The sequence below is a fragment of the Bullifex porci genome (assembly GCF_009695635.1).
In the GTDB taxonomy this organism is placed as follows: Bacteria; Spirochaetota; Spirochaetia; order Sphaerochaetales; family Sphaerochaetaceae; genus Bullifex; species Bullifex porci.
Genome location: NZ_VUNN01000005.1, coordinates 23,306 through 49,040, shown reverse-complemented (window position 1 = coordinate 49,040; position 25,735 = coordinate 23,306). Strand labels below are relative to the sequence as shown.

Sequence of the window (25,735 nt, the reverse complement as noted above, 5' to 3'; positions counted from 1 at the left end):
CTAAAAGACTTATTTATTTTAACATATAAAACTTTTTTGTCAAAATAACTTCCTATATATTTAATGAAAATTAAGAAAATGTTACTATTCGTGGCCATGAATAAGAAAACGGCTACACTATTATTACTACTTACAGCTCTAATTTGGGGCTGCTCCTTTGTTGCTCAAGATGTTTCAAGTGATTATCTTGGACCATTTACCTTTAACTTTGTAAGATTTTTCATTGGATCAGCAGTTTTGCTTCCATTTGTTTTAAATAGTAGGAAAAAGAGAAAAATAACAAAGAAGGAGGATATCACAGCAATTAAAGCAGGCTTAAGCTGTGGAGTTGCATTAGCTATAGCATCTGTACTACAGCAAATTGGTGTTGGCTCATCAGGTGCTGGTAAGGGTGGCTTTATTACTAGCCTATATAATATCTTTGTTCCATTTATCTTAGTTTTAATGGGTAAAAAGCTCACAAAAAGAAATTTTATCTGTGCATTAGGTGCAATTGTAGGTATGTATCTACTATGTATTAATGAAACCTTTAGCCTAGAACGAGGTGATATCTTTTTATTACTCTGTGCAATAGGCTTTGCACTTCATATAATTATTATTGATTATTTCAAAGAAACAGATGGACTTACACTTAGCTGCCTACAATTCTTTGTGAGCGGTGTAATTTGCTTATTTGGTGCTCTTATAAGTGAAAAAATAGATTTAAATTTAATTATTAAAGCTATAATTCCACTTTTATATGCAGGTATTTTTTCCTGTGGTATTGCATACACACTCCAAGTAATTGCACAAAAATATATTCATCCAGCAATAGCAACTCTAGTACTATCATTAGAATCTGTATTTAGTGTACTAGCAGCATGGGTTATTTTAGGTGATACATTAAGTGCAAAGGAATTACTTGGATGTTTTATAGTATTTATCTTTGTTGTGTATGCCCAGCTACCTCAAAAGAATACATAGGTTTTACCCATTCCTCCATCCTCAGGAGTTGCAAAGCGATAATCCTTAACATCCTTTTGCTTCTTTAAATATTCATGGATACCACGTGATAATATTCCATCACCATAGCCATGAATAATTGAGAATGAGGATAGGTTATAAACTAAGCACCCCTCCAGCTGGGTATCAAGCTTTTCTAAAGTTTCCTTTAATGTTAAGCCTCTTACATCCATAACAAGAGAAGGCTTTACTGCAGATATTTTATAGGAAGAAGAGAATTTTATTTCCTCCTTCTTAGCTGGCTGTAATTCCTTCTTTGTTAAGGTCATTTTAATATTATCTAATGCAACCTGGTATCTTCCCTTACCTAAATCCTTTAGAATTATACCACGTCTAGAATATGAGCCGCAGAGAACCTCATCGCCCTCCTTGAAATCATATTCAATTGAATTAATTTCCTCTTCCTCTTCACTTTTAACTCTTTCATGAGTCTCATTAGCTTTGTTTTCAAGCTTCTTTATAAATTGCTTAACATTCTTAGTTTTCTCACTATTTAGCTTTCCAGTAGAGACATCGTGAACTAGACGCTCAAGCTCCTTTCTAGCTGAATTTAAGAATTTATTTAATTCTATATCACCCTCTTTTCTAAGCTTTTTTTCAAGGCTTTCATTTTGGAGCTTTATTAATTCAGCTTCCTTTTCTCTTTTTATTAACTCTCTTTTTTCAAGCTCTAATTGGGTAATCTTTCTATCAAGTGCTCTATTTTTACCACTTAATTCATTCATCAGCTTTGTAACATTAGCTGTTGAGCCTAAATTCTCCTTTGCAGCTGCTATTACTTCCTTACTAACTCCCATCCTCTTAGCAATTTCTATTGCATGGCTTTCACCAGGAAGACCTGGGATAATTTTATAGGTTGGCATCGATGATCTTTCATCAAATTCCATAGAAGCATTCATCATAAAATCTGTATTGTATGCATGCATCTTTACAGTTGAGTAGTGGCTAGTAATAAATACAGTTGAGCCCTTCTTCATTAAGCTATCTAATAGAGCAATTGTTAAGGCAGAGCCCTCCTGAGGGTCTGTGCCTGAGCCTAATTCATCTAAAAGAATTAAGGAGCTTTCATCTGCTTTTTTAGTAATATAAGCAACATTAGACATATGATGAGAGAACGTAGAAAAGTTCTCACTTATAGATTGTCCATCACCAATATCTGTATAAACATTAGAGTAAATTGGAAGCGCTGAGCCCTCCTCACATGGTGCAAAGCCAAATATTTGATTCAAAAGTGTAAAGAGCGCTACAGTTTTCATTGAAACTGTTTTACCACCTGCATTAGCACCTGAAAGAACAACACATTTAGTGCTTTCATCGAGACACAAGGTAATAGGAACCGCTTTTTTACCTAGTAATGGATGTCTTGCATTAATGAGCTTTATAGATTTTGAAGATTCAATTCTCACAGCCTTATTTTTAATTACAAAGCAAGCTGCAGAGTAATGAATATCAAAATCTGTGACAAATTCATCTAAATACCTTAAAGCATCTAGGTGGGATCGAATTTTTAAAGAGATATCAAGTAGTATCTTTTGCTTCATCCTGATTATCTCTTCCTCAGCTAAAACTACTTGGTTATTTAATTCTACAAGCTCAAATGGCTCTATAAAAAGAGTTCCACCAGATTGTGATGAGCCTTGAATATACCCTTCAACATCCCCTCTCTTTTCTCTCTTAATTGGGAGAACTACTCTTTCATTTCTATAAACTGCATTTAAATTCTGCGCAGCATCAAGGTGCGAGGATAGAAAATTTTGACTATATATTTGTCTTCTTTGCTTAGTCTCTTCTACCTTTTTATATAGAGGATAAAGTAATGGATGAGTCTCCTTAACTAATCCATCCTCATCGATAGAAAGAGAGATATTATCCTTTAATTCAATTAAATCCTTATCAATAAGCTCTTTTGATAGAAAAGCTTCTAATGAGGGAATAGCTGATAAAAAGCATCCTACACTATAAATATCCTTTCCATCAAAGGATGCTGAATTTTTATAAGTAAATATATTATCAATAGCTACAAAGTAATTTACACTTTCACCCTTTATTTTTATAAGTGCAATTAGCTCATCTATTTTATTAGCTCTTTCATTTATTAAGCTTAAATTATCTGTGATAAGAGACTCTGTAATACTTTCCTTACCTTTAGAACAAATACTATGATGACGAACTAAAGATAAAACACTATCAAGCTCTAAATCTATTAATGCTTGCTTATTAATCATTGCTTATTTTTCCTAAATTTCGTTCTAGACCATTGAGGAGTTCTTTCCTTAATACTCTCAAAAAGGTGTACATAGGATTCATATCTATCAAAATCAATTTTCTCCTCATCTAATGCTGCTTTAACACCACAGCCAGGCTCATCGATGTGTGAGCAACCATTATAGGCACATTTAAAATTACTAAACTCAGGAAATGCATCAGAGAGTAATTTAACATCCTCTAGTGGAACAAGCATCTCTCTTACACCCGGAGTATCAATAATTTTTATGTCATCTCTTTCAAACCAAAGTGCATGATTAGTTGTATGCCTACCTCGTTGATATTTCTCACTTATTTCATTAGTTACCTGCTTTACCTCTGGGTCAATTATTAAATTGACTAATGTTGATTTCCCAACTCCTGATTGACCTACAAATGCAGTAACCTTACCTCTAAGTAAATCCTTTAATTGCTCGATGTTTTCACCTGTTTTAGCACTTACAGCAATTATTTTATACCCTAGCTTATGATAAAGTGCCCAACGCTCAAACTCATATTCTGTTAAGTCAAAGTCACACTTATTCATAACAATAATTTTATCACATCCACTAGCGCAGGTTAGAGCTCTATCTAAGAAGCGAGGTCTAAAGGGTGGCTCATAGGCAGAGGTAACAATTGCAACCTGATCCATATTAGCTGCAATAGTTTGGTTCTTCTCAAGCTTTATATTCCAACGTCTAAAGACACTTTTTCTATCTAATCGAGATAATATTAGCCCTTCATTATCTGAATAAGGAGTAAATTCAACATTATCTCCTACAGCTAAGGGATTATATTCATACTCCTCTAGAGGAAGCTTTTTACCCTTTATTTTACAGCTATAGGTTTTACCATCCTCTGCAGCTATGGTGTATAAATTATTTATTGCTCTGTGAATAGTTCCTAACATGTTTTTGAGTCTACCCTATTAGAAAAAAAATTCAAATAGAGAGTTCTTTTATTACATCTCTAATTCTTGTTGGCATCTTTGCTCTAAATGTCATCCTCTCCTTTGTAACAGGATGATCAATTGTTAAAGAAAATGCATGTAAGCAAAGGTTAACATCAAATTTTGAGTCCTTTCTAGAATAAATTACATCACCTAATATTGGATGATTAATACTCTTCATATGAACTCTTATTTGATGAGTACGACCAGTTTCAATTCTAACTCTTACAAGTGCATATCCATCAAACTGTCTTAATACAGTATAGTGAGTAATTGCACTCTTTCCTCTATCTTCATCTGTAACTGTGAAGGTCTTTCTATTTTGTTCATTTCTTACGATGTTTTTATTAATAGTACCTCTTTTTTTATCAAAAAAGCCCTTACAGATTGCAATATAAATCTTTTCATTAGAATGTACTGAGAATTGGTTTGATAACTCCTGATGAGCCTCTCTTGTTTTTGCTATTAATAATACGCCACTAGTATCCTTATCTAAGCGATGAACTATACCTGGTCTTAGTGAGCTATCCTCATCATCTATTGTTTTAAAGCCATCACCGAATTTATTTAATAGTGCATTAACAACTGTTCCAGAATGATTTCCAGCTCCTGGATGGACTACCATTCCACAATCCTTATTAATAACTAAAATTGCATCATCCTCATAAATTACATTAAGAGAAATATCCTCAGCCTCAAGACCTTCAAAGGTCTCTTCCTTGTAAAGGATTTCAACAAAGTCATTTTGCTTAATTTTCTGACTCTTCTTTACAGATTTTCCATTAACCTTAATTATTGTATCTGCTTGAGAAAAAATAGATCTTGGAACTATAGCTGAAGCAACCTTATCAACTCTTCCATCCTCTTCAGACTTAAAGGATACATTTTTCTCAGTTATCACTTGAGAATTCTCCTATAATCCAATCGGCTGTTGAGATACAAAGTGATAGCCCTGAAGCAACACCAAGCTGGTAGAGAAATTTATCCATAGGTCTATCAATTTTTGTAATTAATCCATTATTTTCACAAAGATTCCAAACTAGCGATGTAATTGGTAGCGTTAATACTAGGGAGCCAAAGAAAATAGATTCAGCTCTCCTAAGCTTCATAGTCCATATTGGAAATTCATCCTTTCCATATGGCTTATATGATAGCTCTGCTTCAGCAAAAATTGGTGATGAAAGAAATATTAAAATTAGTAATATGCTTATAAGCTTCTTAAACATTGTAATCCCTTTGACCAAATATCGCAGTTCCAATTCTTACTAAATTACTTCCACACTCAATAGCTTCTTTGTAATCACCACTCATACCCATAGAAAGAATATCAATATCACTAATATATGAGCTCTTTATTTCATCAAAGATATTCTTTGTATATTTAAAGGCTTTAATATTCTTTTCTCTATCATCACCTAAAGGGCCAACTGTCATTATTCCCCTAAGATGTACAAATTTTAAATCCTTTAAAAGCTTAACAGCCTCAAATAGCTCCTCTTTAGATGTAAATCCACTCTTTTGCTCTTCACCTGAGGAGTTTACCTCAAAGAGTATATCGATTACCTTATTAAGCTTTTCACATTCCTTATTAATTAATAGAAGGAGCTTAATTGAATCAACAGAGTCAATTCTATCAACCAAAGCGACAGCCTTCTTAACCTTATTAGATTGAAGATGTCCGATTAAAGCTAAATACATATCTTGAGGACGCTCCTCCATTTTAGGAAACTTCTCCTCAATCTCTTGAACTCTATTTTCTCCAAATAATCTCTGTCCAAGCTCATAGCACTCTAATATTGCTGAATATGGATGGGTTTTACTTACGGCCATCAATTCAACACTATTAGATAATTTCTTTATATCATCTCGTACAGCATTTAGCTTAACCATTTTTTCTCTTTTCTTCCTTTCTAATTCTCTTTAGCTCTTTTAATCTTGCTGTTCTCTCTTCAATTCCAAGCTTTGCATTTAATAGGAGTAAACGCATATCCTTGCTACCAGTAAGAGATGGGTTAGAGTTAAATATATGCTTTGCATTCTTATAATATCTAGCTCTAAGATTATCTATATCATTATATAGCTTTTCCTTAAGAAGAGCCATGTTTTCAGCATTCTCAGCTCTAAAGGCTTTAATTTTCTCTTCTGCATCTGCTTTAGCTCTGTTAATTTCCTCAACAGCCTTTCTAAAGGCACTCATCTTAACAACTGATGTTGCAAAGTCAGCAGATAGTATAGCAACAATAACCATAGCAGTAGGCTCTAATAGAAATGGCTTAATTTTAGAAATTAAATCTCTAACTGGCTCATCAACTATATAAACTAAAACTAATGACATAATACCAAAGAGTGTTGAGTTTAATTCACATACTCTACCATTAATATTTATTGGATGTTTAGAGTAATCCCAGAGCTTAATTTTAAATATCTTCTCAAGAGCCCAGGAGGTAAAGTATTCAATAATGCTTGTACTTATAACACCGAAAATAAATACTAGGTACCATTTATCATAAAATGGTCTTAATAAGGTTAAGACAACCATAGCACCACTTCCATATATTGGAAGATATGGTCCAAACATAAATCCCCTATTTACAAATCTCTTTTTAGGTATAGAACAATAAACAACCTCACAGCACCAACCGATAAAGGAATAAATGAAAAAGGATATAATAAATGTATCAAGAGTCCACATATAAAACCTCCAAAAGAAAAATATAATAAGAAATAATAATTGTCTAGGTCAGTTTTATGATGTAACTATTTAAGCTATCAATAATTAATATATTTTGTGTAAAAAAAGTAAAATTTTTATTAAAATAGTATTGAAAAAAAAATTTGAAACTGGTATAAATATCATCGTTGAGCGACAAGAGCTTAACAAACTGGAGGATTAGCTCAGCGGGAGAGCGCCTGCCTTACAAGCAGGATGTCATAAGTTCAATCCTTATATCCTCCACTAGAAGTCAAGTTAAAAGCTTGACTTCTTTTTTTTATCTTTAAGAGAACAAATAAAAAAACTGGTAGCTATCATAATTTTGCTACCAGTCATTAACTAATTAATAAGCTATAAATACTCTGCTCTTATTTGCATCAAGTGTTATTTCGCTATTTATATCTATACTTTGGTTATTTTCGATATCAACTAGCTTTGAGTAGGATTTTAAAGAAGAAATATCAAGCTTTACATTTGAATTTTTATTATTCTTATTCATTAATAGTAAATAGCCCTTCTCCTTACCCTTTCTTATAATTGCTAAAATATCTTTATTTAATGGAATATAGTAAGCAGAAGCAAATGCTAAATCTTCATTATCCTTTCTAAGCTTTCCCATAAGCTTATGTACATTAAGTACATTCTTATTCCATTTTTCTTCATTCCATTGCATTGGATAGCGTGATGCTTCAACACTTCCAAGCTTACCATCGATACCAATTTCGTCACCATAGTAGATATTAGGCATACCAGGAAGCATGTATAGTGCCATAACAACACCATTATAAATATCCTCATTATATATAGAAAGATTATTGTGAAGCCTTGGAGTATCATGACTATCAAAAAGATTCATTCTAAAGAATCTAGATAAATCTTGAGATGCATTCTCTGTATCCTTTAATGCCTCAGCTAGTGTATATGCATCCATTGAATACTTTTCTAATTCAGGACTATGGCCCCAACCTTGGCATTGGAAGCGATCCTTTTCTCCCATCCAGGAGCGAAGTAAGCGTCCTGAACCAAAGTAGTTCATTGTAGCATCCCACATATCACCCTCAAGGTATTCTGTTGCATCATTCCAATCCTCACCAACTAGGTATAAATCATCCTTAACCTCTCTTAGGCTTGCTCTTACCTCTCTCCAAACCTCCTTACATAGCTGGTCAGTTTCTGTTCTACCAAGCTCAGGAGCAACATCAAGACGCCAGCCATCGATAGAATATGGTGGAAGTAAGAATTTCTTCATAGCAGCATTCTCGGATCTATAAACAATATCTCTAAGCCTTTGGTTGTTATAGTTTAGCTGTGGAAGTGTATCGACATTTTGCCAATATAAGAATGTTCCATCATTATTTTTATAGTAATATGAAGCTTCCTCAGAGTTTAAATCTGCTTGAGCCTTCTTAAACCATTCATGGTCACTTCCTGTATGGTTAATTGAAATATCAATAATTATTTTTATTCCAAGCTCATGGGCCTTACTAGTTAAAGAGGAAAGAGCTTCATTTCCTCCAAGCTTTTCATCAACATTAAAGTAATCGATGCAGTCAAAACGATGGACAGTTCTACTTCTTAAAATAGGATTAATATAAAGTACTGTAATTCCTAAATCCTTTAAGTAAGGAAGCTTTTCTTCAATTCCTTTAAGGTCCCCATTAAAGAAATCTACACAACGAGCTTTTTCATAGTCATCAGGAATTTCATCAAAGGTATGTGCACTTACAACTCCCCCATTAAACTCATATTCACCATCCTTAACATCATTAGACTTATCGCCATTAAAGAATCTATCTGGAAAAATCTGGTAGCAGGTTGATGAAGCTATATATTTTGGGGATGTATAATCTGTAACTAATGTGTATTGATCTTTTGCAGCAGGAGCCCACATTGTAAAGCCTTTTTTAGAAAGGTAGTAGGTTCTATCCTCATAAACAAAGCTAAAATAGTATCTAAGATTTTCAACCTTATATGGAGCCTTTACTATACAACTATAGTATTCTCCAGCCTTTTTCATTTCATAGCGCCACTCTAGACCAAATCTATTTGTAAAGGCACTAACATTTGAAACATTTACATTGCCTGTATAAATTTTAATTTCTACATCATCGCCCTGCTTAGGAAATAAAGGTGAGACAAATTCACTTGAAACCTGGCTTGAAATTATATCTTTAAACATAAAAAAATACCCTCTTGAGAGGGTATTCTATAAAATAAATAATTATTTTGTAAGTGCCTTCTTAAGATTGTCAAAAACAACCTCTGGAGCTGGAGAAGCATCTACATCAACTAGCTTGCCCTTAGCTCTATAGTACTCGATGAGAGGTGCTGTTGAAGCATCATAAACTTCAAGTCTTGTCTTAACATTTTCTGGCTTATCATCCTCTCTCTGATAGAGTGGCTCACCAGTTTCATCATCGATACCTTCAACCTTAGGAGGATTGTAGATAACATGATATGTTCTTCCTGTACTCTTACAGAATCTTCTGCCGCTAATTCTCTTAACAACTGCATCCTTATCAACAACAAAGTTAACAACTGCATCAATATTTACAATATTAGCTAAAGCATCTGCCTGAGCAATAGTGCGTGGGAAACCATCTAAGATAAAACCATTCTTAGTGTCATCCTGGCTTAAGCGCTGCTTAACTACTTCGATTGTGATTTCATCTGGAACTAGCTTTCCACTTGCGATAATTGATTTAACCTTGTTACCAAGCTCAGAGCCCTTCTCCTGCTCTGCTCTAAATAAATCACCTGTTGAGATGTGTGGAATTGAATAAAAAACCTTTGCTTGAGTTGCGATAGTACCCTTACCAGCTCCTGGAGGGCCTAAAAATACCATATTCATATTTTACCTTCTAAAATTTAAAGATGAAATAATATTATCAAAATGTCTCAATTAGATAAAGAATGTTGTGGAGAAAGTTATCTTTTTCATTTATATTGTCTTTAGTTGGAGATTAAATTATGTCAAATAAAATAGTTTTACATGCCACTGACCTTGATGGCTTTTTGAAAGATGATGATAAGCTTAAGCTTTCAAATGTACACTCTATATATGATGAATATCTAGAAAGCTGCAAGCTAATGGATAAAGCTGAAAGTGAGGATGACAAAAATAAGGCAGCAACTCTATTAACTGAAAATGCTGCTAGAATTGGACATTCTCTTGAAGAGATATGTGCAAACGAGCCTCAGATTCACGTATATTCCTTTGAAACACCAGATGAACAGCATGGTGCTGCCTCACGCTTAATTGCTAAGCTTAGAGATCCAAAGACACAGCACGATGAGTTTGTTTATTACATTCAAAAGGCATATGAGCTCTTATTTGCTCATACCTATTCAGATAAGGTAATTAAGAATAAGAGATCAATTATTCAAATTACACCTGTTAATATTCCAACACAAAACTATGCAGTTCATAGAATTCCAGATGTTGATGATTTAATTCACAACTCTGTAATGTGTGTTATGCTTCGTGGAGCTCTTCTTCCTTCTATTATCATGAGTAAAGAAATTCAAGATTACTCAAGTGATGGTTTCATCACTCCTTTTGCACTCTTTAAGATTAAAAGAGATGAAACAAAGAAAGAAGATAATATGGCATATGTTCTCGACCTTGATAAATCCTTCTTTGATCTTAAGCAGCTTGATGGAAAGGATTTAATTTTTGCAGATCCAATGAATGCAACAGGTGGCTCCTTAGTAACAATTATTAAGTACCTTGAAAAGGAAGGTATTAAGCCAAAATCTATTAAGTTTATTAATGTTATATCTGCTTTAAAGGGTGCAATGAGAATTGCTAGAGCAATCCCAAATGCTGAGATTTATACACTTTGGATGGACCCTGTACTTAATGAAAAGGCTTATATCCTACCAGGTCTTGGTGATGCTGGTGATAGATTAAATGGAGTTGATGGTGAAAATCCAAGAAATATGATTCAGTTAATTGGAGACTACGGTAGCGGTATTCTAAATCTTTATAGAGATCAGGTTAGAGAAATTGAAGAAACTGTTCTTGGTTGAAATCATATTATTATTAATGCTTTCATGTACTACTAATAGTGTGAGTGATAATTTAGCACTCACACCATTAGAGAATAAGGCTGAAACTCTTTCAGCTCTAAATAAAGCATATGAGCAAAATTCAGCTGATAAAAGTGCCTCATATAATCTTGCATATGCTCTAACGAGTGAAGGAAGATATGATGAGGCATTAATAATAATTGATAAAGCATTAGAATTAAATCCTGAAATTGTAAGATTTTACACTCTTAAAGCATATATTTGCAAAGCAACATTTAACTATCCTGAATATGAAAGAACCTATGAAAAGCTTCTTGAGCTAGATAGCGCTCATACTGCCGTTGCTTTAGAATTAATGAAGCACTATGAAGCTCTCTTTGAAAGTGAAAAAGCAAAGAAAATGGCAGCTTTAGTATTAAAGTATGAAAAGGATAATAAGGATGCTATAAGAGTTTTATACTCTAACGATGAAGTGCTATCTTCTATAACAAGTGAAAAGGAGGATAGTGGTAACCAATATAAATATGAAAAGCCACAAATCCCTGATTTATCATCAATTACCTTTAATCCTCTTCCACTCACTGACCGCTAATTTATCACAGCGATTATTATATTCGTTTTCAGCGTGTCCCTTAACCCATATAAGATTTATCTGATGAATTTTAAATAGCTCTAACAGCTTTATCCATAAATCTGTATTAGGAACATCCTTACCCTTCTTTTTAAAGCCTAGCTTTTGCCAAGAATAAACCCATCCCTTATCAAATGAGTCTATTAAGTATTTACTATCTGAATAAAGATCTACGAAGCAAGGTTCCTTTAATGCTGAAAGTGCTTTAATAGCTGCTGTAAGCTCCATTCTGTTATTAGTTGTTAGCTCCTCACCGCCTGAAAGCTCTTTCTCTGCTTCACCATATTTTAAGATAGCACCCCACCCTCCTGGGCCAGGATTACCACTACATGCACCATCTGTATAAATTAAAACCTTCTTCATCTAGTACCTGTTTTCTTAATAATATGATAACCAAATTGAGTTCTTACAGGGCGTGAAATAGATCCATAGCTAAGGCGCTTGGTAGCTTCCTCAAATTCCTTAACCATTGCACCCTCTTTAAACCATCCAAGATCTCCACCCTTTTCCTTAGATGGACAGGTTGAATAACGTCTTGCTAGAGCTTGGAAGTTTGCACCACCCTTAAGCTCTAAATATAATTTATCAGCTAGGGATTTATCCTTAACTAATATATGACTTGCTCTCATTTCCATAAGATTAAGTTAGCATAATTGACTCAAAGTGAAAATAGAGAGTAAATATTAACAAAGTGAACAAAAGAGCTAGATTTCTACATCAAGTATATAGAAAGGCCGTTAAGATCTTCCTTTCCATCAGGTTTGATTTCCAAACTTGGTTTTATTGTCCCCTTCCAAAGGGACCTAAAATTTTTGTATCTAATCACTTTTCATCTTCTGATGCTCATTTTGTTACAACCATTATGAAGGATGATATTCATATGGTTATCGGTCCAGGCTTTAATGTACCACTTCTTAAAACCTATTTAACTCTAGCAGACCAAATACCTGCAAATAATAAGGAAAATCGAAGTAAGGTTGTACAAAGAGCTAAGGAATATATAAATCAAGGTGATAGTATCTATATATTTCCAGAGGGAATGCTAAATACTGGAAATAGTCTATTAGAGTTTAAAAAGGGAGCTGCTAGAATATATCTAGAAACAAAAGCACCAATAATCCCTATTGGACTAATTGCTCCGATGAGAAGAGTTAAAAAGAAGGATAGTAGCTTTGTTGGACATGAAATGACAGTTGTATCTAAAAATTACTATGCAAATGTTGGTGCCCCTATGACCTTCGAAGAGGAAATAGAAATAGCGAAATATGATAGAGCTAAGGCTGAAGAGTTAATTACTGAAAAGATAAAGAAAGAAGTTGAATTCTTAATTAATGATATTAAGACAAATAGGTTTTGGAGCTGATTATGAATAAAAAAGAAGTATTTGAATCATTTAAATCGCGAATAGAGGAAATTGTTAATCACTATGATGAGGTTGAAGAGATAAAGTTCTATGCACTATTAAAAAATGGAACTAGATTTAACTTTGACTTTGATATAGCACGCTTTGAGATGGCTAAAAAGAAAGAAGTAAATAGTGTTGTTAATGGTGTTTGTGATATCATAGCTGCTCTTGCAACAATTGCTATGCTTGCTATCTCAACTATTCAGAACTCACTATCTACTCAGATGATACTTGAGACTCTAACCTACTCCTTCTTCATCCTGTTTTCTGTCATGAGCTCTATTTATCACCTTTTTTCAGTAAACCATCAAAGAACCTCTAGAGTACTGCTATTAGTAAGACAGTTTATTTTAAATGTAACTATATTCCTGCTTACTGCAACAGTTGTAAAAGCAACAAGTGATAGTGTGTTATTAACTTTAACCTTTTTACTTTTATCTGTTTTATCACTCTTTTTATCGCTACTTGCAACAAAGGGAGGCTTAAAGGCTGGTAATATAATTATCTCTATAATTGGACTTGTATTAGTTTTTTCAAATCAAGACCTATATATAGTTTTTATTTCACTCTCATTAATAATAAATGGTCTATTAAATGCAATCTTTGATAGCGATAAAACAAAAATAGCAGGTACAATTAAAACTACTAGTCTTTTCTACCTGCTATCTATCTTATTTTTCTTTTTGTTCTTTGAGCATCTGCTGATAGCTCTTTGATTCAACATCACACGAGCATAGTCCTACACTATTTAATATCGAGTATAGGAGAAGAATTTTATCAAGGTTCTTCTCCTTATCATCTGTATCACTCATAATCTCCATTTCAAGAAACCATCCTAGAGTTTTTACATTTAATAGCTCAATATGAACATCCTTATAGTGCCATTCATATCCCTTCTTTTGCTTTCTTAAAAACTCAACATAGCCAAGCATATGAGCCATCTTAATCATAACATCCTTATCCTTAGCGCTATGTGAAAACTCTAATTCCTCATTGCACTCAAGACCATTCTCTCTATGATTTCTTTTAGCTGTGATTAATAGCTCATCACCACACGTTCTAATTCTGAATTTAGGAGCTGTGTCAGTTGGAAAAGCAAAATAAATATCATCCTTATCAACTGCATGACCCTCAGCTGAGCAGAATCTATCTAAGACCTCTTTAAGCTCAGGATATGCATGTGCCTTTATTTCTACTTCGTATGCCATAGCTACTTCCAAGGGAAAATCATACTTCTAAACGATCTTGGGCCAACCTTTTCCTTCTCTTCAAAGAGAATATCCTCCCAAGGCAAGTGTTTTTTATCTGTATCTGGATTTTCCTCTAAATAATCATATTTTAGCATTATTAATTTAACTGCATCATGACTTGCAAGATTCATACCTGCAACACCAGGAATAAAGCCCATAGTAACAACACTAAGTACTATCATTACTAAGTTGTAAAGCGCAAAGAAAAGTGAAAAGCCCATATTATCAGCCATAACAAGGAAACACTTTTTAAAGGTTTTAAATGGTCCATCTCCTGGTAAATAGGATGATAATGCTAAGTAGTATGGCATTATTAAAGCCATGATAATAAATACCCAAAGCATTACTACTGCTAATAGCATTCCAACTACACCATTTATACTTAAATAAAATGGAATTACAACAAAGGCAATTACAAACATTAAAAGCAGGAATACAAAGTAAAATAATGAGTGCTTAAAATATCTTGAAAAGCCTTCTCTAAAGACTGAAAAGCCACTTCTTCTATAGTTTGAATATTCATAACAAACATTTGAAAGAGCACCAGAGAATAAACAAAATATTAATAGTGTTAATGCTATTGCTAAGAGCCATACTAATGTACTTACCTCTGTAAGGTAGCTAGCTAATAGCAATAAAATTAGTAAACCGATACTAACTAAATTATAAAGGACAAGTCCTATAAGATTGTCCCAACCGTCAAAGAAAGCTTTTTTAATAAAAAATCCGATCATGCTATATAGATTAATGCTTAAAAAAGAAATAGCCAAGTAAAAAACTATATATATGCATTAATTATTCATATATAAATAGTGATATACAAAATTTTTTAATAAATATGCATTATATAGTTGATATTTCTTTTTATTTATGCATAATTATTCACAAGCAGAATATCAAACGGAGATAATAAAATGAAAAAAGAAAAAGTCGTTCTAGCCTACTCAGGCGGACTAGATACATCAGTAATTCTAAAATGGCTCTCAAACAAGGGTTTTGAGGTTATTGCATATGTTGCAAATGTCGGTCAGAACGAAGATTTCAAAGCAATAGAGGAAAAAGCATATTTAACAGGTGCTAGTAAGGTTTACATCGAGGATTTAAGAGATGAGCTTGTTAAGGACTATGTTTTTCCAGCTTTAAAAGCAAATACAATATATGAAGGCACCTATATGCTTGGTACCTCCTTAGCTCGCCCTATTATTGCAAAGCGCCATATTGAGATTGCAAAGAAGGAAGGCACTAAATATGTTGCTCACGGTGCAACAGGTAAAGGAAATGACCAGGTAAGATTTGAATTTGGCTACTACATGAATATGCCAGATGTAAAGATTATCTCACCTTGGAAGGATCCTGAATTCCTTTCTCAGTTCGAAGGAAGATCTGATATGCTTGCTTATGCTGAAAAGTATTCAATTCCAGTAAAGGCATCATTAAAAAAGCCATATAGTGAGGATGCTAACTTAATCCACATCTCTCATGAGGCAGGTATTTTGGAAGATCCATCATCAAGATGTCCAAGTGATGTATTCTCATTAACTGTAGATCCAAAGGATGCTCCTAATGAGGAAACAGTACTTGCAATTGAATTTAAGGATGGCTTACCAGTATCAATTAAGAATGAAAATGATAATACTGTAGTAACTGGCCCATTAGCTATGATTGAGTACCTCAATAAGGTTGGTCACGATAATGCTATTGGTAGAGTTGATATGGTTGAAAACCGCTTTGTTGGTATTAAATCAAGAGGTGTTTATGAGACACCGGGCTGCGAGATTCTATGGAAGGCTCACCATAATCTAGAGGGTCTTTGCATGGATAAGGAAGCAATGCACCTTAGAGATATGCTCTCTCCAAAGTATGCTGAATTAATTTACAATGGCTACTGGGGAGCTCCTGAGTTTAATATGCTAACTAGCCTATTTGATACAAGCCAAAAGAATGTAACTGGTACTGCTAAGGTTGCTCTCTATAAAGGAAATGTAATTAATGCAGGTATTTCCTCTCCTTGTTCACTCTATAACCAGGATCTTGGAAGTATGGATAAAGCTGGTGGCTACCACCCAGTCGATTGCAAGGGCTTTATTAATATTTGTGCAATTAGACTTATGGCTTCATCACAAAGAGATAATAAATAAGCTCATTATTACGGACAGGAAGGCTTTTCCTGTCCATTTTTTTATTTCATGCCTTGAATGATTTAATTATTTTTGGCATTATTACGTTACTGTGTTCGTTGAACCAGAATTTCCGGTAGATTATCTACTGAGATAAAGTGTTAGGGGCTAAATATTAATTTAGCGAAAAAGTTAGGAGGATTACTATGGCAGTAGTAACCATGAAAAGCCTGTTAGAATCAGGCGTACACTTTGGACATCAGACAAAGAGATGGAATCCAAAGATGGATCGTTTCATTTTCACAGAGAGAAACGGTATTCATATCATTGACCTTCAGAAGACTAGCGCATGTATCGTAGAAGCTTATGAAGCTATTCGCGCTCAGGTTAAGAACGGTAAATCAATCCTTTTCGTAGGAACAAAAAAACAAGCTCAGCAGACAATTGAGCAGGAAGCTAAGCGCTGTGGCATGCCTTATGTTAACAACCGCTGGCTTGGTGGTATGCTTACAAACTTCTCAACAATCAAAAAGAGTATTGCTCGCTTAAAGAAGATTGAGAAGATGGAAGCTGATGGTACTTTCGATTCACTCACAAAGAAGGAAGTTGCACTTCTCACAAAAGAGAAGAATAAGCTCGAGAAGAACCTTGGTGGTATCAAGGATATGAAAGAGCTTCCAGGTGCACTTTTCATTATCGATACAAAGAAAGAGGCTCTTGCAGTTGCAGAGGCTAAGAGACTTGGTATCCCAGTTGTTGCAGTAGTTGATACAAACTGTGACCCAACAGATATCACTTACCCAATCCCAGGTAACGATGATGCTATTAGAGCTATCTCACTTTTCGTTGAGATTATCGCTAATGCAGTAATCGATGCAGATAACGAGACTGGTATCCAGATCATCGAATCTCTCTCAGATGAGGATGAGGCTGCTGCAGTTGACGCTGCTCCTGTTCAGGATAAGGACGAAGAGGCAGAGGCTCTCGAAGAAGAGTTATATACAAAATAAGGAGAATAAAATGGCTATTTCAGCATCTGATGTAAAGAAACTCCGTGATATCACTGGCGCAGGCATGATGGACTGTAAGAAGGCTCTTAATGACGCTAACGGTGATATGGCTCAGGCAGAAAAGATCCTTAAGGAAATGGGACTTGCTGCTGTTGCTAAGAGACAGGATAGAGCTACTGAAAATGGTAGAGTATTTACTTATGTAGCAGGTAATAAGGCAGTTCTTCTCGAGCTCAGCTGTGAAACTGACTTCGTTGCAAAGAACGATCAGTTCAAAGAGCTTGGTGAAGAGATGTGTAAGGTTATCGTAGAGAAAGGCTACACAGAAATCAATGACGAGCTTAAGGGTATGGTAGCAGGCTTAATCGCAATCATCAAAGAGAATATGTCTGTTAAGAGATTTACTGTAATCGATATTCCTGCTAATGGTTATGCTTCAACATACGTTCATGGTGAAGGTTCTGTTGCAGTTTGTGTTGTATTCACAAGCGACAATGCAGCAGCTTTCGAAAATGAGCAGGTTAAAGAGTTCACACATGATTGTGCACTCCACGTTGCAGCTTTTAAGCCTCAGTTCTTAAATACAGAGAGTGTATCAAAGGAATATGAAGCTGAGCAGCTTTCAATCTTCCAGGCACAGGTTGCTTCTATGAATAAGCCAGCTAAGGTTCTTGAGGGAATCGTTAGAGGTAAGCTTAATAAGCTTTACAGTGAAGTTTGCTTCCTTAACCAGCCATTCGTAAAGGATGACTCAATGAGTGTTTCTAAGAAGATGGCAGAGGTTGGTAAGGCTGCTGGTGCTAAGCTTGATATCGTTTCTTGCGATTACTATCAGGCTGGTGTTCAGGCTTAATAATAGTAGGAGTATTTCATGCAGAGCGTACTTGACAACTGTCAGGATAAAATGAAGAAATGCGTTTTATCTCTTGAGACAGAATATCAGAATATGAGAACAGGACGCGCGAACGCTTCTTTATTTGATAAGATTAAAGTTGATTACTATGGTTCAGAGACACCTCTGAACCAGGTAGCTTCAATTAGCGTTCCAGAAGCACGCCTTGTAGTTATTCAGCCTTGGGACAAGAGCATTCTTTCAGCAATTGAAAAGGCTATCCAGAAGAGTGAGCTTGGACTTAATCCTAATAATGATGGAAAGCTCATTCGTGTTAACTTCCCAGCTTTAACAGAGCAGAGAAGAAAGGAATTAGCAAAGAGCGCTAAAGCAACTGCAGAGAATGCACGTGTTGCAATTCGTAATGTTCGTCGTGATGCTCTTGAAGCACTTAAGAAGATGCAGAAAGCTTCTGAAATAAGTGAAGATCAGCAGAAGGACGGAGAAGCTAAGATCCAGAAAATGACTGATAACGCTATTAGCGACGTTGCTAAGGTTGCTGAAGCAAAAGAAAAAGAGATCATGGAGATCTAAGTTATGGGAGAGAGGGGACTTCACTTAGGACTTATTATGGATGGAAATGGTAGATGGGCACAAGCTAGACATCTTCCAAGAACAGCAGGACACCTTGCAGGAATTAAAAGCTTAAAGAAAGTTGTTCAAGGTGCGATTAATAATAATGTGAAGTATCTTTCTCTCTATTGTTTTTCAACAGAAAATTGGAAAAGAAGTAAGGAAGAGGTTGGATATTTAATGAGCCTTTTCTCTTCTAAGCTTTACTCTGAGCTAATGTTTTATAATGAGCATGGTATAAGAGTTTTAACTATTGGAGATTTATCTCCCCTACCCGATGAAGCTAAAAAAGCAATTCAGGATACTATAGAGGCTACTAAGAATAATAATGTAATTACTATTCAATTAGCTATAAACTACGGCGGTCAAGCAGAAATTGCTATGGCGGTAACAAAAGCTTTAAAAAGTGGTATCACTGAAATTACACCAGAAGTAATTCGTAATAATTTTGAACATCCAGAAATACCTCCTGTCGATGTTATTGCACGTTCAGCAGGAGAAAAAAGACTTTCTAACTTCTTACTTTTTGATTCAGCCTATGCCGAATTAGTTTTTTGTGATAAACTATGGCCAGATTGGGACGAAAATGATGTAACTAAGGTTCTTGAAGAGTACTCTCATCGAGTAAGACGTTTTGGAGGTATTAAATGACATCTAATATGAAAAGAATTATAACTGGTGTTATTGCTATACCTCTACTTATAGCTATAATTGTATTATTACCTCAGTATAACTATTTATGCTTTGCACTATTAGTATTGGTAGTTTCAATTATTGGTTCTTATGAGCTACATAATATTTTAAGCAAGCACGTTACAGGAAAGCTACTATTTCCACCCTATTTAGGTTCAATACAGATAATAGCAACATATATTCAATATGCATTTTATCCATTTTATAACTTATCACTCTACTCTTTAATTGGATTAATCTTTATTGCATTAGCAATGGAAATAAAAAAGGGTGAGGTTGATAATTTTAAAGCATCTATAGAACGAATATCCTACACAGTACTTCAAATAGTATATCCAAATACATTTGCAATATTCTTCATTAAGTTCTGTTTCCTAGATAATGCTTGGTTATATTTATTAATTTTCTTTGCATTAGTTTTTGGCTCAGATACATTTGCATATTTTATTGGTAAATTATTTGGTAAGAATAATAAGGGTATTGTAAAGGTAAGTCCAAATAAGAGTGTAGCTGGCTTTATCGCAGCATTAGTATTCCCAGCAATTATCGGATGTCTATGCGGTGTCTTTATTAAGGCTTTCGAGGTTGATGGTTATTTGGGATTCTTCTTAGGCTTATCAACAGCTGCTGCAGCTGCTATAGGTGATTTAGTTGAATCAGTACTAAAAAGAAGTGCAAATATGAAGGATAGTGGAAAGATTATTCCAGGTAGAGGTGGTATGTTAGATAGCATCGACTCTCTTCTTTTTGGAGCTCCTGTCTTTATTGCATTTATGCACTTTATGCAATATGTAGCATGATAAAAAGAAAGGTTATTATTTTAGGTTCTACAGGCTCAATAGGAACAACCTGCTTAAACGCAATTAGAAATGGATCATTATATGGTGAGGTTACTGGCTTAGTAGCAAGATCTAGTAAGGACTCACTTTCTGAATTAGCAAAGGAATTTAATTGTCCCTACTTTATTAATGATAACTCAAATAAGTTAAAGGAATTTTTATCCTCTTTAGATGGTGATATCGTATTAAATGGAATTGCAGGTGCCCCAGGCTTAGAGGCATCCTTAATTGCATTAAATTGTGGCTTTGATTTAGCATTAGCAAATAAAGAATCTATAGTAATGGGTGGAGACTTTATTTTAAATGAAGCTAAACGATTAAATCGAAAGATAATTCCTGTCGATAGTGAGCATAGCGCAATATATAATTTAATAAAAGCACATAATAAAATTCATAGTGTTGTAATTACTGCCTCTGGTGGTCCTTTTTATCAAAAGAAGAATCTTGATAATGTTACTGTTGAGGAGGCTATTAATCATCCAACGTGGAAGATGGGAAAGAAGATTAGTATTGATAGCGCAACTCTTGCTAATAAGGGTTTAGAGGTTATTGAGGCTGGTTTTCTATTTAATCTTTCTCCAAAGGATATTGAAGTTACAATTCATAGACAATCTGTTATTCACTCTATGATTAGACTTGATAATGGTGCAGTATATGCACAACTATCACCACCTGATATGACACTGCCAATTGTTGGTGCTGTAAATGATGAAGTTAATCCATTATATAATGTTGTAAAGCCATTATCATTTGAGGATTTAACTTTAACCTTTAAAAAATGGGATGAAGAGGAATTCCCTCTATTAGCTCTTGCCTATAAGGCTTTAGAGCAAAAGGGCTCCTACCCTATTGCCTTTAATGCAGCAAATGAGGTAGCAGTTGGACTTTTTATTGACCATAAGATAAAATTTACTTCTATAGCAAATATAACTAAAGAGGTGTTAATGCATGATTTCTCAACTACCTGTAATAGCTTTGAAGAGATAATGTATCAAGATCAAAGAGCTAGAGCTATAGCTTTAAAAGGATTTTAATGACTCAATTACTTACCTTTATATCTCAGTTTTTAATTGGTTTTGTAGGTATTTCTATAGTTTTAATTATTCATGAATTAGCTCATTTTATTACTGCACTCTTATTAAAAGTAAATGTAGAGGAGTTTTCCATTGGAATGGGTCCAAGAGTTTTTACATTGCATGGTAAGAAAACTTCTTTTACATTGCGCCTCCTTCCATTAGGTGGAAGTACTAGAATGAATGGCTCTACAGATTTAACTCGAGCTTTAAGAGAGGATGCTAAGGATTTTAATAATAGTGAAGCAGGTTCATTCTTCAGCACCTCCCCTATTAGACGCTTTTTTATATTCTTTGCAGGACCTTTTATTAATATTTTACTTGCTTTAATTATATTTATTATTATTTCCTTTATACCTGTAGAGACGATTGTAAATGATCCATTAATTGCTAATGCAGCAGATTTTGCTTTCTTATTTAATATTGATATTAAGCAAAACGATGTTTTACCTGGTGATAAAATTATCAAATTAGATGGAAATACAATTAATACCTTTGAAGAAGCAGAAGAATATTTAAAGCTTCATAATAAGGATAGTGTTAATGCAATCTTAGAAAGAAATGGTATATTAGTTGAAGCTACTTTAACACCAATCGATGGTAAATTTGGTTTAACTCTATTTCAAAGACCTATTATAGGAAGCTCTGATATTAATTCTCCATTTAAAGAGGATGATATTTTATTGAGTGTAAATGGAGATAAAATAAATTGTACATATGATTTATATAAGCACTCAGACGAAGTAATGAATATTACTCTTAAAAGAGGTGATGAAATTATCGATATAACCTTAGAGCCGATGAAAACATTCCCATTCTCTTGGAGAAGTAAGGTTGTAATATCGTCAAAACCAAGTATTAACGAAGCTATTGAAGCAGGTCTTACTCGTACACAAAATATTATCAGAGGGATAATTACAACTATAAAAAATCTAGTATCTGGTAAGCTTACAGATACTAGAAATGAAATTACAGGACCAACTAGAGCTGCTACTCAAATTGGATCTATTACAACTCAAAGCTTTAAGACAAGTAAAAATACAGGTATTAGAGCTTTCCTATATTTACTATCTACAGTCTCTGTATCAATTGGAGTAATTAATCTTTTACCGATCCCATCCTTTGATGGTGGACAGCTTATTATTAATCTATATCAAATATTTTTTAGAAGACAATTAAAGCCAAAGACCTACATAGTATTTCATATAATAGGTCTTATTCTTTCTCTTGTTATGCTTTTCTTACTATATTATGTTGATATAAGATTTTACTTTCACCTACAGTGATACATTTTGATCTATATTCTCAAAGGATGCAGTTACAGGTCTAAAGCCAATCTTAAATTCACCAGTCTCACCATTTCTTTGCTTCGCAATAATAAGCTTTGTAGGCATTAGTGTTGGATTTCCTTCCTTATCCTTTACAAGCTTTTCTGGATCAACCTTTCTAGAACGGTGTAAAAACATTACAACATCGGCATCCTGCTCAATAGCACCAGAGTCTCTAAGATTATTTAGCTGTGGTTCATTCTTATCACCCTCTGCATCACGAGAAACCTGACAGAGAACAACTACTGGGATTTCTAGCTCACGAGCTAACGCCTTTAAGGATCTTGATACACTAGCAACCTGCTCAAAGCGAGGAACTGTAGCATCAAGCTCTGCATCGATTAATCCAATATAGTCAATGAACATAGCCTGTAAGCCCCTCTCTCTCTTAAGTCTTCTTGCAGAGGATCTAATCTCAGAGAGCTTCATATTTGGAGTATCGAAGATAAATAAGTTTCTATCATAGAGCTTATTAGAAGCTTCCATCATTCTATTAAAGTTTCTATCCTTTCCACCGCCAAAGGTAGCATTTCTGATTTGCTTTAATGGAACCTTTGAAATACCAGATATTAATCTTTGACAAACCTGTACACCACTCATTTCTAGTGAATAAAAGGCTACAGAGTAGCTATCTGCATTACTGTTACCCTTCGATACCATGTTTTGTATAATAGAGGTTGCAAATGCAGTTTTACCGATAGAAGGACGAGCAGCGATAATAATAAAATCTGTAGGTCTAAAGCCACCATCTGTTGCGCTATCAAGTACATCAAAACCAGTTTCTACTGCGCCTGAAGAAGCTCCAGACATCCTTTCCTGGATGTTCTCGATAGTTTGAGCAATAAAGTCATTTACCTGGTGATCCTTATTAGCTTCACCAGTTCCTATTGCTAATCTACCTAGCTCTGATTCACCTTCATCAATAACCTTTTGAATGTTTGAGCTCATATCATATGCATTAGCAGTTAATGCTGCAGCATTTTTAATTAATGAGCGTCTAAGTGATAGCTCTTTAATTTTAGCTGCATGTACACTAACAGATGCAGTATTTGTAACATTCTCTGGAAGAGATGCAATATAAGCAGCTCCCCCACACTCTGCTAATTGATTTCTACTTTCCAAAAAAGAAGTTATAGAAAGAAAATCGAGAGTCTTTAATTGCTTTTGTTCTGAGTAATCAATTAGAGCCTGGAAGAGCTTTTGGTGCCCAGTATGATAAAAATCAGAGGCCTTAATTACTTCTGAGGCAATTTCTAATGCATTTGAATTAAGTAAGATTGAACCGATAACTGCCTTTTCAACATCTTCATCAAATGGTAATGTCTGTCCTTTATTATCAAATGCCATATAAAACTCCTTGAGGTGAACAGAAAAATATTATAAAGCTAAAGCAAAAAAAAAGCCACTAGAATTACCTAGTGGCCTAAGCTAATAGATATATTAGTTTGCTTCAGCTGGAGCCTGAGCTGCTTCTTCTGCAGCCTTTGCTTCCTCAGCAGCTTTAGCCTCTGCAGCTGCCTTTGCAGCTTCAGCAGCAGCCTTAGCTTCTGCAGCCTTTCTTTCCTTAACCTGAATTTCTGACTCAACTACGAGCTTAACGTGAGAAACCTCACTCTCATAGAGGTGGATAACTACAGAATAAGTACCAACCATCTTGATTGCATGTGTAGCAACTTCAATCTTCTTTCTCTCTACCTCGATACCGAGCTTAGCAAGAGCTTCCTGTACCATTGTAGCTGTTACAGAACCAAAGAGCTTGCCAGATTCACCTGCAGTAACAACAAGATTAATAACTGTTGAATCAAGCTTCTCTTTGAGTGATGCACTCTGAGCTCTCTTTTCAGCCTTTCTCTTTTCGATCTGAGCTGCACGTGACTGGAAAATTGCTGCGTTACCCTTTGTGTATAATACAGCTGCACCAGTTGGGAGAAGATAGTTACGAGCGTAACCGTCCTTTACTACTACTACGTCACCCTCTTCACCGAGGTTGACAACGTCTTGATTAAGAATAATCTTCATATCAAGCACTCCTTAAAAAGGTTTTCTAAGTTCGATCCATGTATTAAGAACTCCTACACCAATAAGTGCTAATACAAGAATCACGTTTATTCCAGGAAGTAGCATCATTAATATAATCAAAAGACCCATTAGCTTGATGCCACTAATTGCTGAGCCCTTTCTTCTTAGGTTATATAGTAAAATACTAAAGCCCTGAAGACCATAAAACAGTGTACAGGTTAATGTTAAATTGTTTAATAAAACATTAACACTCATAGGAATGTTAACAAAACGCTTAAAAAGCATTATTGTCCAAAGTCCTAAAAAGAAATAAATGAACACTTCTGGAAGATTAAATGAAATAACCTTTTTATCAAAGCTCTCATCTAATCTATGAGTAAATGACTCAAAATAGTAATGTACTACTACGATATTTAAAAATACCAAAGGTAATACAATACTAAGCATTAGCTCTAAGACGATATCAAACATAGTAGATATCGATTCAGTGCTCATTTTAAAGATTTGTGTAAACAACGCTACAAAAATCTCTCTATAGGACTCCTTCACTGTTTCAGCTGTTTGAGGGAATATGGTGTATAAACCGACAAACAAGAGAAAGAGTATTAAAGCTGGGAGCATTGTTAAAAGTAATCTTTTAACACACTCCTTGCCCTTAGTGTTTACCCATACTATTGCGCCTAGTATGAGTGAAAAAGGAATAAACAAATTGTTTCCCGCAAAGAAGTACGTTAGGCTGTTCATAAGCAAATCTCTTGACATAAAGAGCTGCTTTCCAGCAGTCAGCACCATCACAGCAACGCAGGCGGTGTCCGTAGCCTTCCTTGGGTAGCGCGTACTAAGAAACAGAAGTGGAAGAGTAAATACTAAAGAACCAAACGAAAAGATGCTTAAGAAAAAACTCAAAGCAATCAAAAGAATGTAATCTCTAGTTTCTTTTTTCTCCATCACTTAAGATCCTTAAG

General features: G+C 34.6%; 27 protein-coding genes, 1 tRNA gene and 1 pseudogene. 14 read left to right on the top strand and 15 right to left on the bottom strand.

The genetic code is table 11. The features are described from left to right. Positions 1–96 precede the first annotated feature (96 nt). Positions 97–963: a DMT family transporter gene (locus tag FYJ80_RS04145; RefSeq protein ID WP_154424910.1), complete on the top strand. Its 867-nt coding sequence runs from the start codon at positions 97–99 to the stop codon at positions 961–963. On the opposite strand, the gene FYJ80_RS04140 is transcribed toward FYJ80_RS04145, so the two are convergent. Genes FYJ80_RS04140 through FYJ80_RS04115 form a run of 6 tightly spaced genes read right to left on the bottom strand, consistent with a single transcriptional unit; the run spans position 948 to position 6,887 of the window. Next, positions 948–3,227: an endonuclease MutS2 gene (locus FYJ80_RS04140; protein ID WP_154424909.1), complete on the bottom strand. Its 2,280-nt coding sequence runs from the start codon at positions 3,225–3,227 to the stop codon at positions 948–950. The genes FYJ80_RS04145 and FYJ80_RS04140 overlap by 16 nt on opposite strands. Further along, on the bottom strand, positions 3,224–4,156 hold the full coding sequence (gene rsgA / locus FYJ80_RS04135; protein ID WP_154424908.1) for a ribosome small subunit-dependent GTPase A: 933 nt from the start codon (positions 4,154–4,156) through the stop codon (positions 3,224–3,226). The genes FYJ80_RS04140 and rsgA overlap by 4 nt, the downstream gene beginning before the upstream one ends. A 31-nt stretch (positions 4,157–4,187) precedes the next feature. Next, a complete protein-coding gene (locus FYJ80_RS04130) occupies positions 4,188–5,096 on the bottom strand; it encodes an RluA family pseudouridine synthase (RefSeq protein ID WP_154424906.1) in 909 nt (302 codons plus the stop codon). Further along, positions 5,086–5,421, bottom strand: coding sequence for a hypothetical protein (locus FYJ80_RS04125; RefSeq protein WP_154424905.1), 336 nt, complete (start codon positions 5,419–5,421; stop codon positions 5,086–5,088). The genes FYJ80_RS04130 and FYJ80_RS04125 overlap by 11 nt, the downstream gene beginning before the upstream one ends. Then, positions 5,414–6,085 (bottom strand): YggS family pyridoxal phosphate-dependent enzyme, encoded by a 672-nt coding sequence (locus FYJ80_RS04120; protein ID WP_154424903.1) that lies wholly within the window; start codon positions 6,083–6,085, stop codon positions 5,414–5,416. The genes FYJ80_RS04125 and FYJ80_RS04120 overlap by 8 nt, the downstream gene beginning before the upstream one ends. Next, on the bottom strand, positions 6,078–6,887 hold the full coding sequence (locus FYJ80_RS04115) for a putative ABC transporter permease (RefSeq protein WP_154424901.1): 810 nt from the start codon (positions 6,885–6,887) through the stop codon (positions 6,078–6,080). The genes FYJ80_RS04120 and FYJ80_RS04115 overlap by 8 nt, the downstream gene beginning before the upstream one ends. Before the next feature lie 192 nt (positions 6,888–7,079). Between FYJ80_RS04115 and FYJ80_RS04110 the strand changes: the two genes are divergently transcribed. Continuing rightward, positions 7,080–7,151 (top strand) — tRNA-Val (locus FYJ80_RS04110). Positions 7,152–7,251: 100 nt separating this feature from the next. Here FYJ80_RS04110 and FYJ80_RS04105 read toward each other — a convergent pair. After that, on the bottom strand, positions 7,252–9,087 hold the full coding sequence (locus FYJ80_RS04105; protein ID WP_154424899.1) for an alpha-amylase family glycosyl hydrolase: 1,836 nt from the start codon (positions 9,085–9,087) through the stop codon (positions 7,252–7,254). A 42-nt stretch (positions 9,088–9,129) separates the two neighbouring features. After that, the gene (locus FYJ80_RS04100; RefSeq protein WP_154424898.1) at positions 9,130–9,759 is read right to left on the bottom strand and encodes an adenylate kinase; all 630 of its coding nucleotides are present in this window, start codon (positions 9,757–9,759) and stop codon (positions 9,130–9,132) included. A gap of 119 nt (positions 9,760–9,878) precedes the next feature. Between FYJ80_RS04100 and FYJ80_RS04095 the strand changes: the two genes are divergently transcribed. Both FYJ80_RS04095 and FYJ80_RS04090 read left to right on the top strand, forming a co-directional pair. Beyond that, entirely contained in the window at positions 9,879–10,940 is a 1,062-nt protein-coding gene (locus FYJ80_RS04095) for a uracil phosphoribosyltransferase (RefSeq protein ID WP_154424896.1), read from the top strand. Further along, positions 10,933–11,532 (top strand): tetratricopeptide repeat protein, encoded by a 600-nt coding sequence (locus FYJ80_RS04090; RefSeq protein WP_154424894.1) that lies wholly within the window; start codon positions 10,933–10,935, stop codon positions 11,530–11,532. The genes FYJ80_RS04095 and FYJ80_RS04090 overlap by 8 nt, the downstream gene beginning before the upstream one ends. Here FYJ80_RS04090 and rnhA read toward each other — a convergent pair. Beyond that, a complete protein-coding gene (rnhA, locus tag FYJ80_RS04085) occupies positions 11,494–11,934 on the bottom strand; it encodes a ribonuclease HI (protein ID WP_154424893.1) in 441 nt (146 codons plus the stop codon). The two genes, FYJ80_RS04090 and rnhA, sit on opposite strands and share 39 nt — an antisense overlap. After that, positions 11,931–12,206, bottom strand: a complete 276-nt coding sequence (locus FYJ80_RS04080) for a peptidylprolyl isomerase (protein WP_154424891.1) — start codon at positions 12,204–12,206, stop codon at positions 11,931–11,933. Before FYJ80_RS04080 ends, rnhA begins: the two co-directional genes overlap by 4 nt. Positions 12,207–12,262: 56 nt before the next feature. Between FYJ80_RS04080 and FYJ80_RS04075 the strand changes: the two genes are divergently transcribed. Beyond that, on the top strand, positions 12,263–12,934 hold the full coding sequence (locus FYJ80_RS04075) for a lysophospholipid acyltransferase family protein (protein ID WP_276998994.1): 672 nt from the start codon (positions 12,263–12,265) through the stop codon (positions 12,932–12,934). 2 nt (positions 12,935–12,936) lie between these two features. Further along, positions 12,937–13,692, top strand: a complete 756-nt coding sequence (locus tag FYJ80_RS04070; RefSeq protein ID WP_154424889.1) for a hypothetical protein — start codon at positions 12,937–12,939, stop codon at positions 13,690–13,692. Here the strand turns inward: FYJ80_RS04070 and cyaB are convergent. Then, a complete protein-coding gene (cyaB, locus tag FYJ80_RS04065) occupies positions 13,648–14,184 on the bottom strand; it encodes a class IV adenylate cyclase (RefSeq protein WP_154424888.1) in 537 nt (178 codons plus the stop codon). The two genes, FYJ80_RS04070 and cyaB, sit on opposite strands and share 45 nt — an antisense overlap. Positions 14,185–14,186: 2 nt before the next feature. Next, positions 14,187–14,960, bottom strand: coding sequence for a hypothetical protein (locus FYJ80_RS04060; protein WP_154424887.1), 774 nt, complete (start codon positions 14,958–14,960; stop codon positions 14,187–14,189). Between the two features lie 180 nt (positions 14,961–15,140). On the opposite strand from FYJ80_RS04060, the gene FYJ80_RS04055 reads away from it, so the two are divergent. From FYJ80_RS04055 to rseP, 8 genes and pseudogenes are all read left to right on the top strand, one after another. Beyond that, complete coding sequence (locus FYJ80_RS04055) at positions 15,141–16,364, top strand: argininosuccinate synthase (protein ID WP_154424885.1); 1,224 nt, start codon at positions 15,141–15,143, stop codon at positions 16,362–16,364. Positions 16,365–16,549: 185 nt separating this feature from the next. Further along, positions 16,550–17,317: pseudogene (gene rpsB, locus FYJ80_RS04050) on the top strand (30S ribosomal protein S2); the annotation flags it as partial. Positions 17,318–17,363: 46 nt separating this feature from the next. Further along, the gene (gene tsf, locus FYJ80_RS04045; protein WP_154424882.1) at positions 17,364–18,206 is read left to right on the top strand and encodes a translation elongation factor Ts; all 843 of its coding nucleotides are present in this window, start codon (positions 17,364–17,366) and stop codon (positions 18,204–18,206) included. Between the two features lie 18 nt (positions 18,207–18,224). Continuing rightward, positions 18,225–18,779, top strand: a complete 555-nt coding sequence (gene frr, locus FYJ80_RS04040; protein WP_154424881.1) for a ribosome recycling factor — start codon at positions 18,225–18,227, stop codon at positions 18,777–18,779. Positions 18,780–18,782: 3 nt separating this feature from the next. Next, the gene (uppS, locus tag FYJ80_RS04035; RefSeq protein ID WP_154424879.1) at positions 18,783–19,469 is read left to right on the top strand and encodes a polyprenyl diphosphate synthase; all 687 of its coding nucleotides are present in this window, start codon (positions 18,783–18,785) and stop codon (positions 19,467–19,469) included. After that, positions 19,466–20,311, top strand: a complete 846-nt coding sequence (locus tag FYJ80_RS04030; RefSeq protein WP_154424877.1) for a phosphatidate cytidylyltransferase — start codon at positions 19,466–19,468, stop codon at positions 20,309–20,311. The genes uppS and FYJ80_RS04030 overlap by 4 nt, the downstream gene beginning before the upstream one ends. Next, positions 20,308–21,384 (top strand): 1-deoxy-D-xylulose-5-phosphate reductoisomerase, encoded by a 1,077-nt coding sequence (locus FYJ80_RS04025; RefSeq protein ID WP_154424875.1) that lies wholly within the window; start codon positions 20,308–20,310, stop codon positions 21,382–21,384. Before FYJ80_RS04030 ends, FYJ80_RS04025 begins: the two co-directional genes overlap by 4 nt. After that, the gene (rseP, locus tag FYJ80_RS04020; RefSeq protein ID WP_154424873.1) at positions 21,384–22,709 is read left to right on the top strand and encodes an RIP metalloprotease RseP; all 1,326 of its coding nucleotides are present in this window, start codon (positions 21,384–21,386) and stop codon (positions 22,707–22,709) included. The genes FYJ80_RS04025 and rseP overlap by 1 nt, the downstream gene beginning before the upstream one ends. Here the strand turns inward: rseP and FYJ80_RS04015 are convergent. The 3 genes from FYJ80_RS04015 to FYJ80_RS04005 all read right to left on the bottom strand — a co-directional run bounded on the left by FYJ80_RS04015 (position 22,701) and on the right by FYJ80_RS04005 (position 25,514). Then, positions 22,701–24,098 (bottom strand): replicative DNA helicase, encoded by a 1,398-nt coding sequence (locus FYJ80_RS04015; protein ID WP_154424872.1) that lies wholly within the window; start codon positions 24,096–24,098, stop codon positions 22,701–22,703. The genes rseP and FYJ80_RS04015 overlap by 9 nt on opposite strands. Before the next feature lie 93 nt (positions 24,099–24,191). Then, positions 24,192–24,770, bottom strand: a complete 579-nt coding sequence (rplI, locus tag FYJ80_RS04010; RefSeq protein WP_154424870.1) for a 50S ribosomal protein L9 — start codon at positions 24,768–24,770, stop codon at positions 24,192–24,194. Between the two features lie 12 nt (positions 24,771–24,782). Continuing rightward, a complete protein-coding gene (locus FYJ80_RS04005; RefSeq protein ID WP_154424868.1) occupies positions 24,783–25,514 on the bottom strand; it encodes a hypothetical protein in 732 nt (243 codons plus the stop codon). Positions 25,515–25,735 lie beyond the last annotated feature (221 nt).

Coding starts and splice junctions, on each gene's coding strand:
- FYJ80_RS04145 (WP_154424910.1), top strand. CDS start 97: ATGAATAAGAAAACGGCTACACTATTATTACTACTTACAGCTCTAATT.
- FYJ80_RS04140 (WP_154424909.1), bottom strand. CDS start 3,227: ATGATTAATAAGCAAGCATTAATAGATTTAGAGCTTGATAGTGTTTTA.
- rsgA (WP_154424908.1), bottom strand. CDS start 4,156: ATGTTAGGAACTATTCACAGAGCAATAAATAATTTATACACCATAGCT.
- FYJ80_RS04125 (WP_154424905.1), bottom strand. CDS start 5,421: ATGTTTAAGAAGCTTATAAGCATATTACTAATTTTAATATTTCTTTCA.
- FYJ80_RS04120 (WP_154424903.1), bottom strand. CDS start 6,085: ATGGTTAAGCTAAATGCTGTACGAGATGATATAAAGAAATTATCTAAT.
- FYJ80_RS04115 (WP_154424901.1), bottom strand. CDS start 6,887: ATGTGGACTCTTGATACATTTATTATATCCTTTTTCATTTATTCCTTT.
- FYJ80_RS04105 (WP_154424899.1), bottom strand. CDS start 9,087: ATGTTTAAAGATATAATTTCAAGCCAGGTTTCAAGTGAATTTGTCTCA.
- FYJ80_RS04100 (WP_154424898.1), bottom strand. CDS start 9,759: ATGAATATGGTATTTTTAGGCCCTCCAGGAGCTGGTAAGGGTACTATC.
- FYJ80_RS04095 (WP_154424896.1), top strand. CDS start 9,879: ATGTCAAATAAAATAGTTTTACATGCCACTGACCTTGATGGCTTTTTG.
- rnhA (WP_154424893.1), bottom strand. CDS start 11,934: ATGAAGAAGGTTTTAATTTATACAGATGGTGCATGTAGTGGTAATCCT.
- FYJ80_RS04080 (WP_154424891.1), bottom strand. CDS start 12,206: ATGGAAATGAGAGCAAGTCATATATTAGTTAAGGATAAATCCCTAGCT.
- FYJ80_RS04070 (WP_154424889.1), top strand. CDS start 12,937: ATGAATAAAAAAGAAGTATTTGAATCATTTAAATCGCGAATAGAGGAA.
- cyaB (WP_154424888.1), bottom strand. CDS start 14,184: ATGGCATACGAAGTAGAAATAAAGGCACATGCATATCCTGAGCTTAAA.
- FYJ80_RS04060 (WP_154424887.1), bottom strand. CDS start 14,960: ATGATCGGATTTTTTATTAAAAAAGCTTTCTTTGACGGTTGGGACAAT.
- FYJ80_RS04055 (WP_154424885.1), top strand. CDS start 15,141: ATGAAAAAAGAAAAAGTCGTTCTAGCCTACTCAGGCGGACTAGATACA.
- tsf (WP_154424882.1), top strand. CDS start 17,364: ATGGCTATTTCAGCATCTGATGTAAAGAAACTCCGTGATATCACTGGC.
- frr (WP_154424881.1), top strand. CDS start 18,225: ATGCAGAGCGTACTTGACAACTGTCAGGATAAAATGAAGAAATGCGTT.
- uppS (WP_154424879.1), top strand. CDS start 18,783: ATGGGAGAGAGGGGACTTCACTTAGGACTTATTATGGATGGAAATGGT.
- FYJ80_RS04030 (WP_154424877.1), top strand. CDS start 19,466: ATGACATCTAATATGAAAAGAATTATAACTGGTGTTATTGCTATACCT.
- FYJ80_RS04025 (WP_154424875.1), top strand. CDS start 20,308: ATGATAAAAAGAAAGGTTATTATTTTAGGTTCTACAGGCTCAATAGGA.
- rseP (WP_154424873.1), top strand. CDS start 21,384: ATGACTCAATTACTTACCTTTATATCTCAGTTTTTAATTGGTTTTGTA.
- FYJ80_RS04015 (WP_154424872.1), bottom strand. CDS start 24,098: ATGGCATTTGATAATAAAGGACAGACATTACCATTTGATGAAGATGTT.
- rplI (WP_154424870.1), bottom strand. CDS start 24,770: ATGAAGATTATTCTTAATCAAGACGTTGTCAACCTCGGTGAAGAGGGT.
- FYJ80_RS04005 (WP_154424868.1), bottom strand. CDS start 25,514: ATGAACAGCCTAACGTACTTCTTTGCGGGAAACAATTTGTTTATTCCT.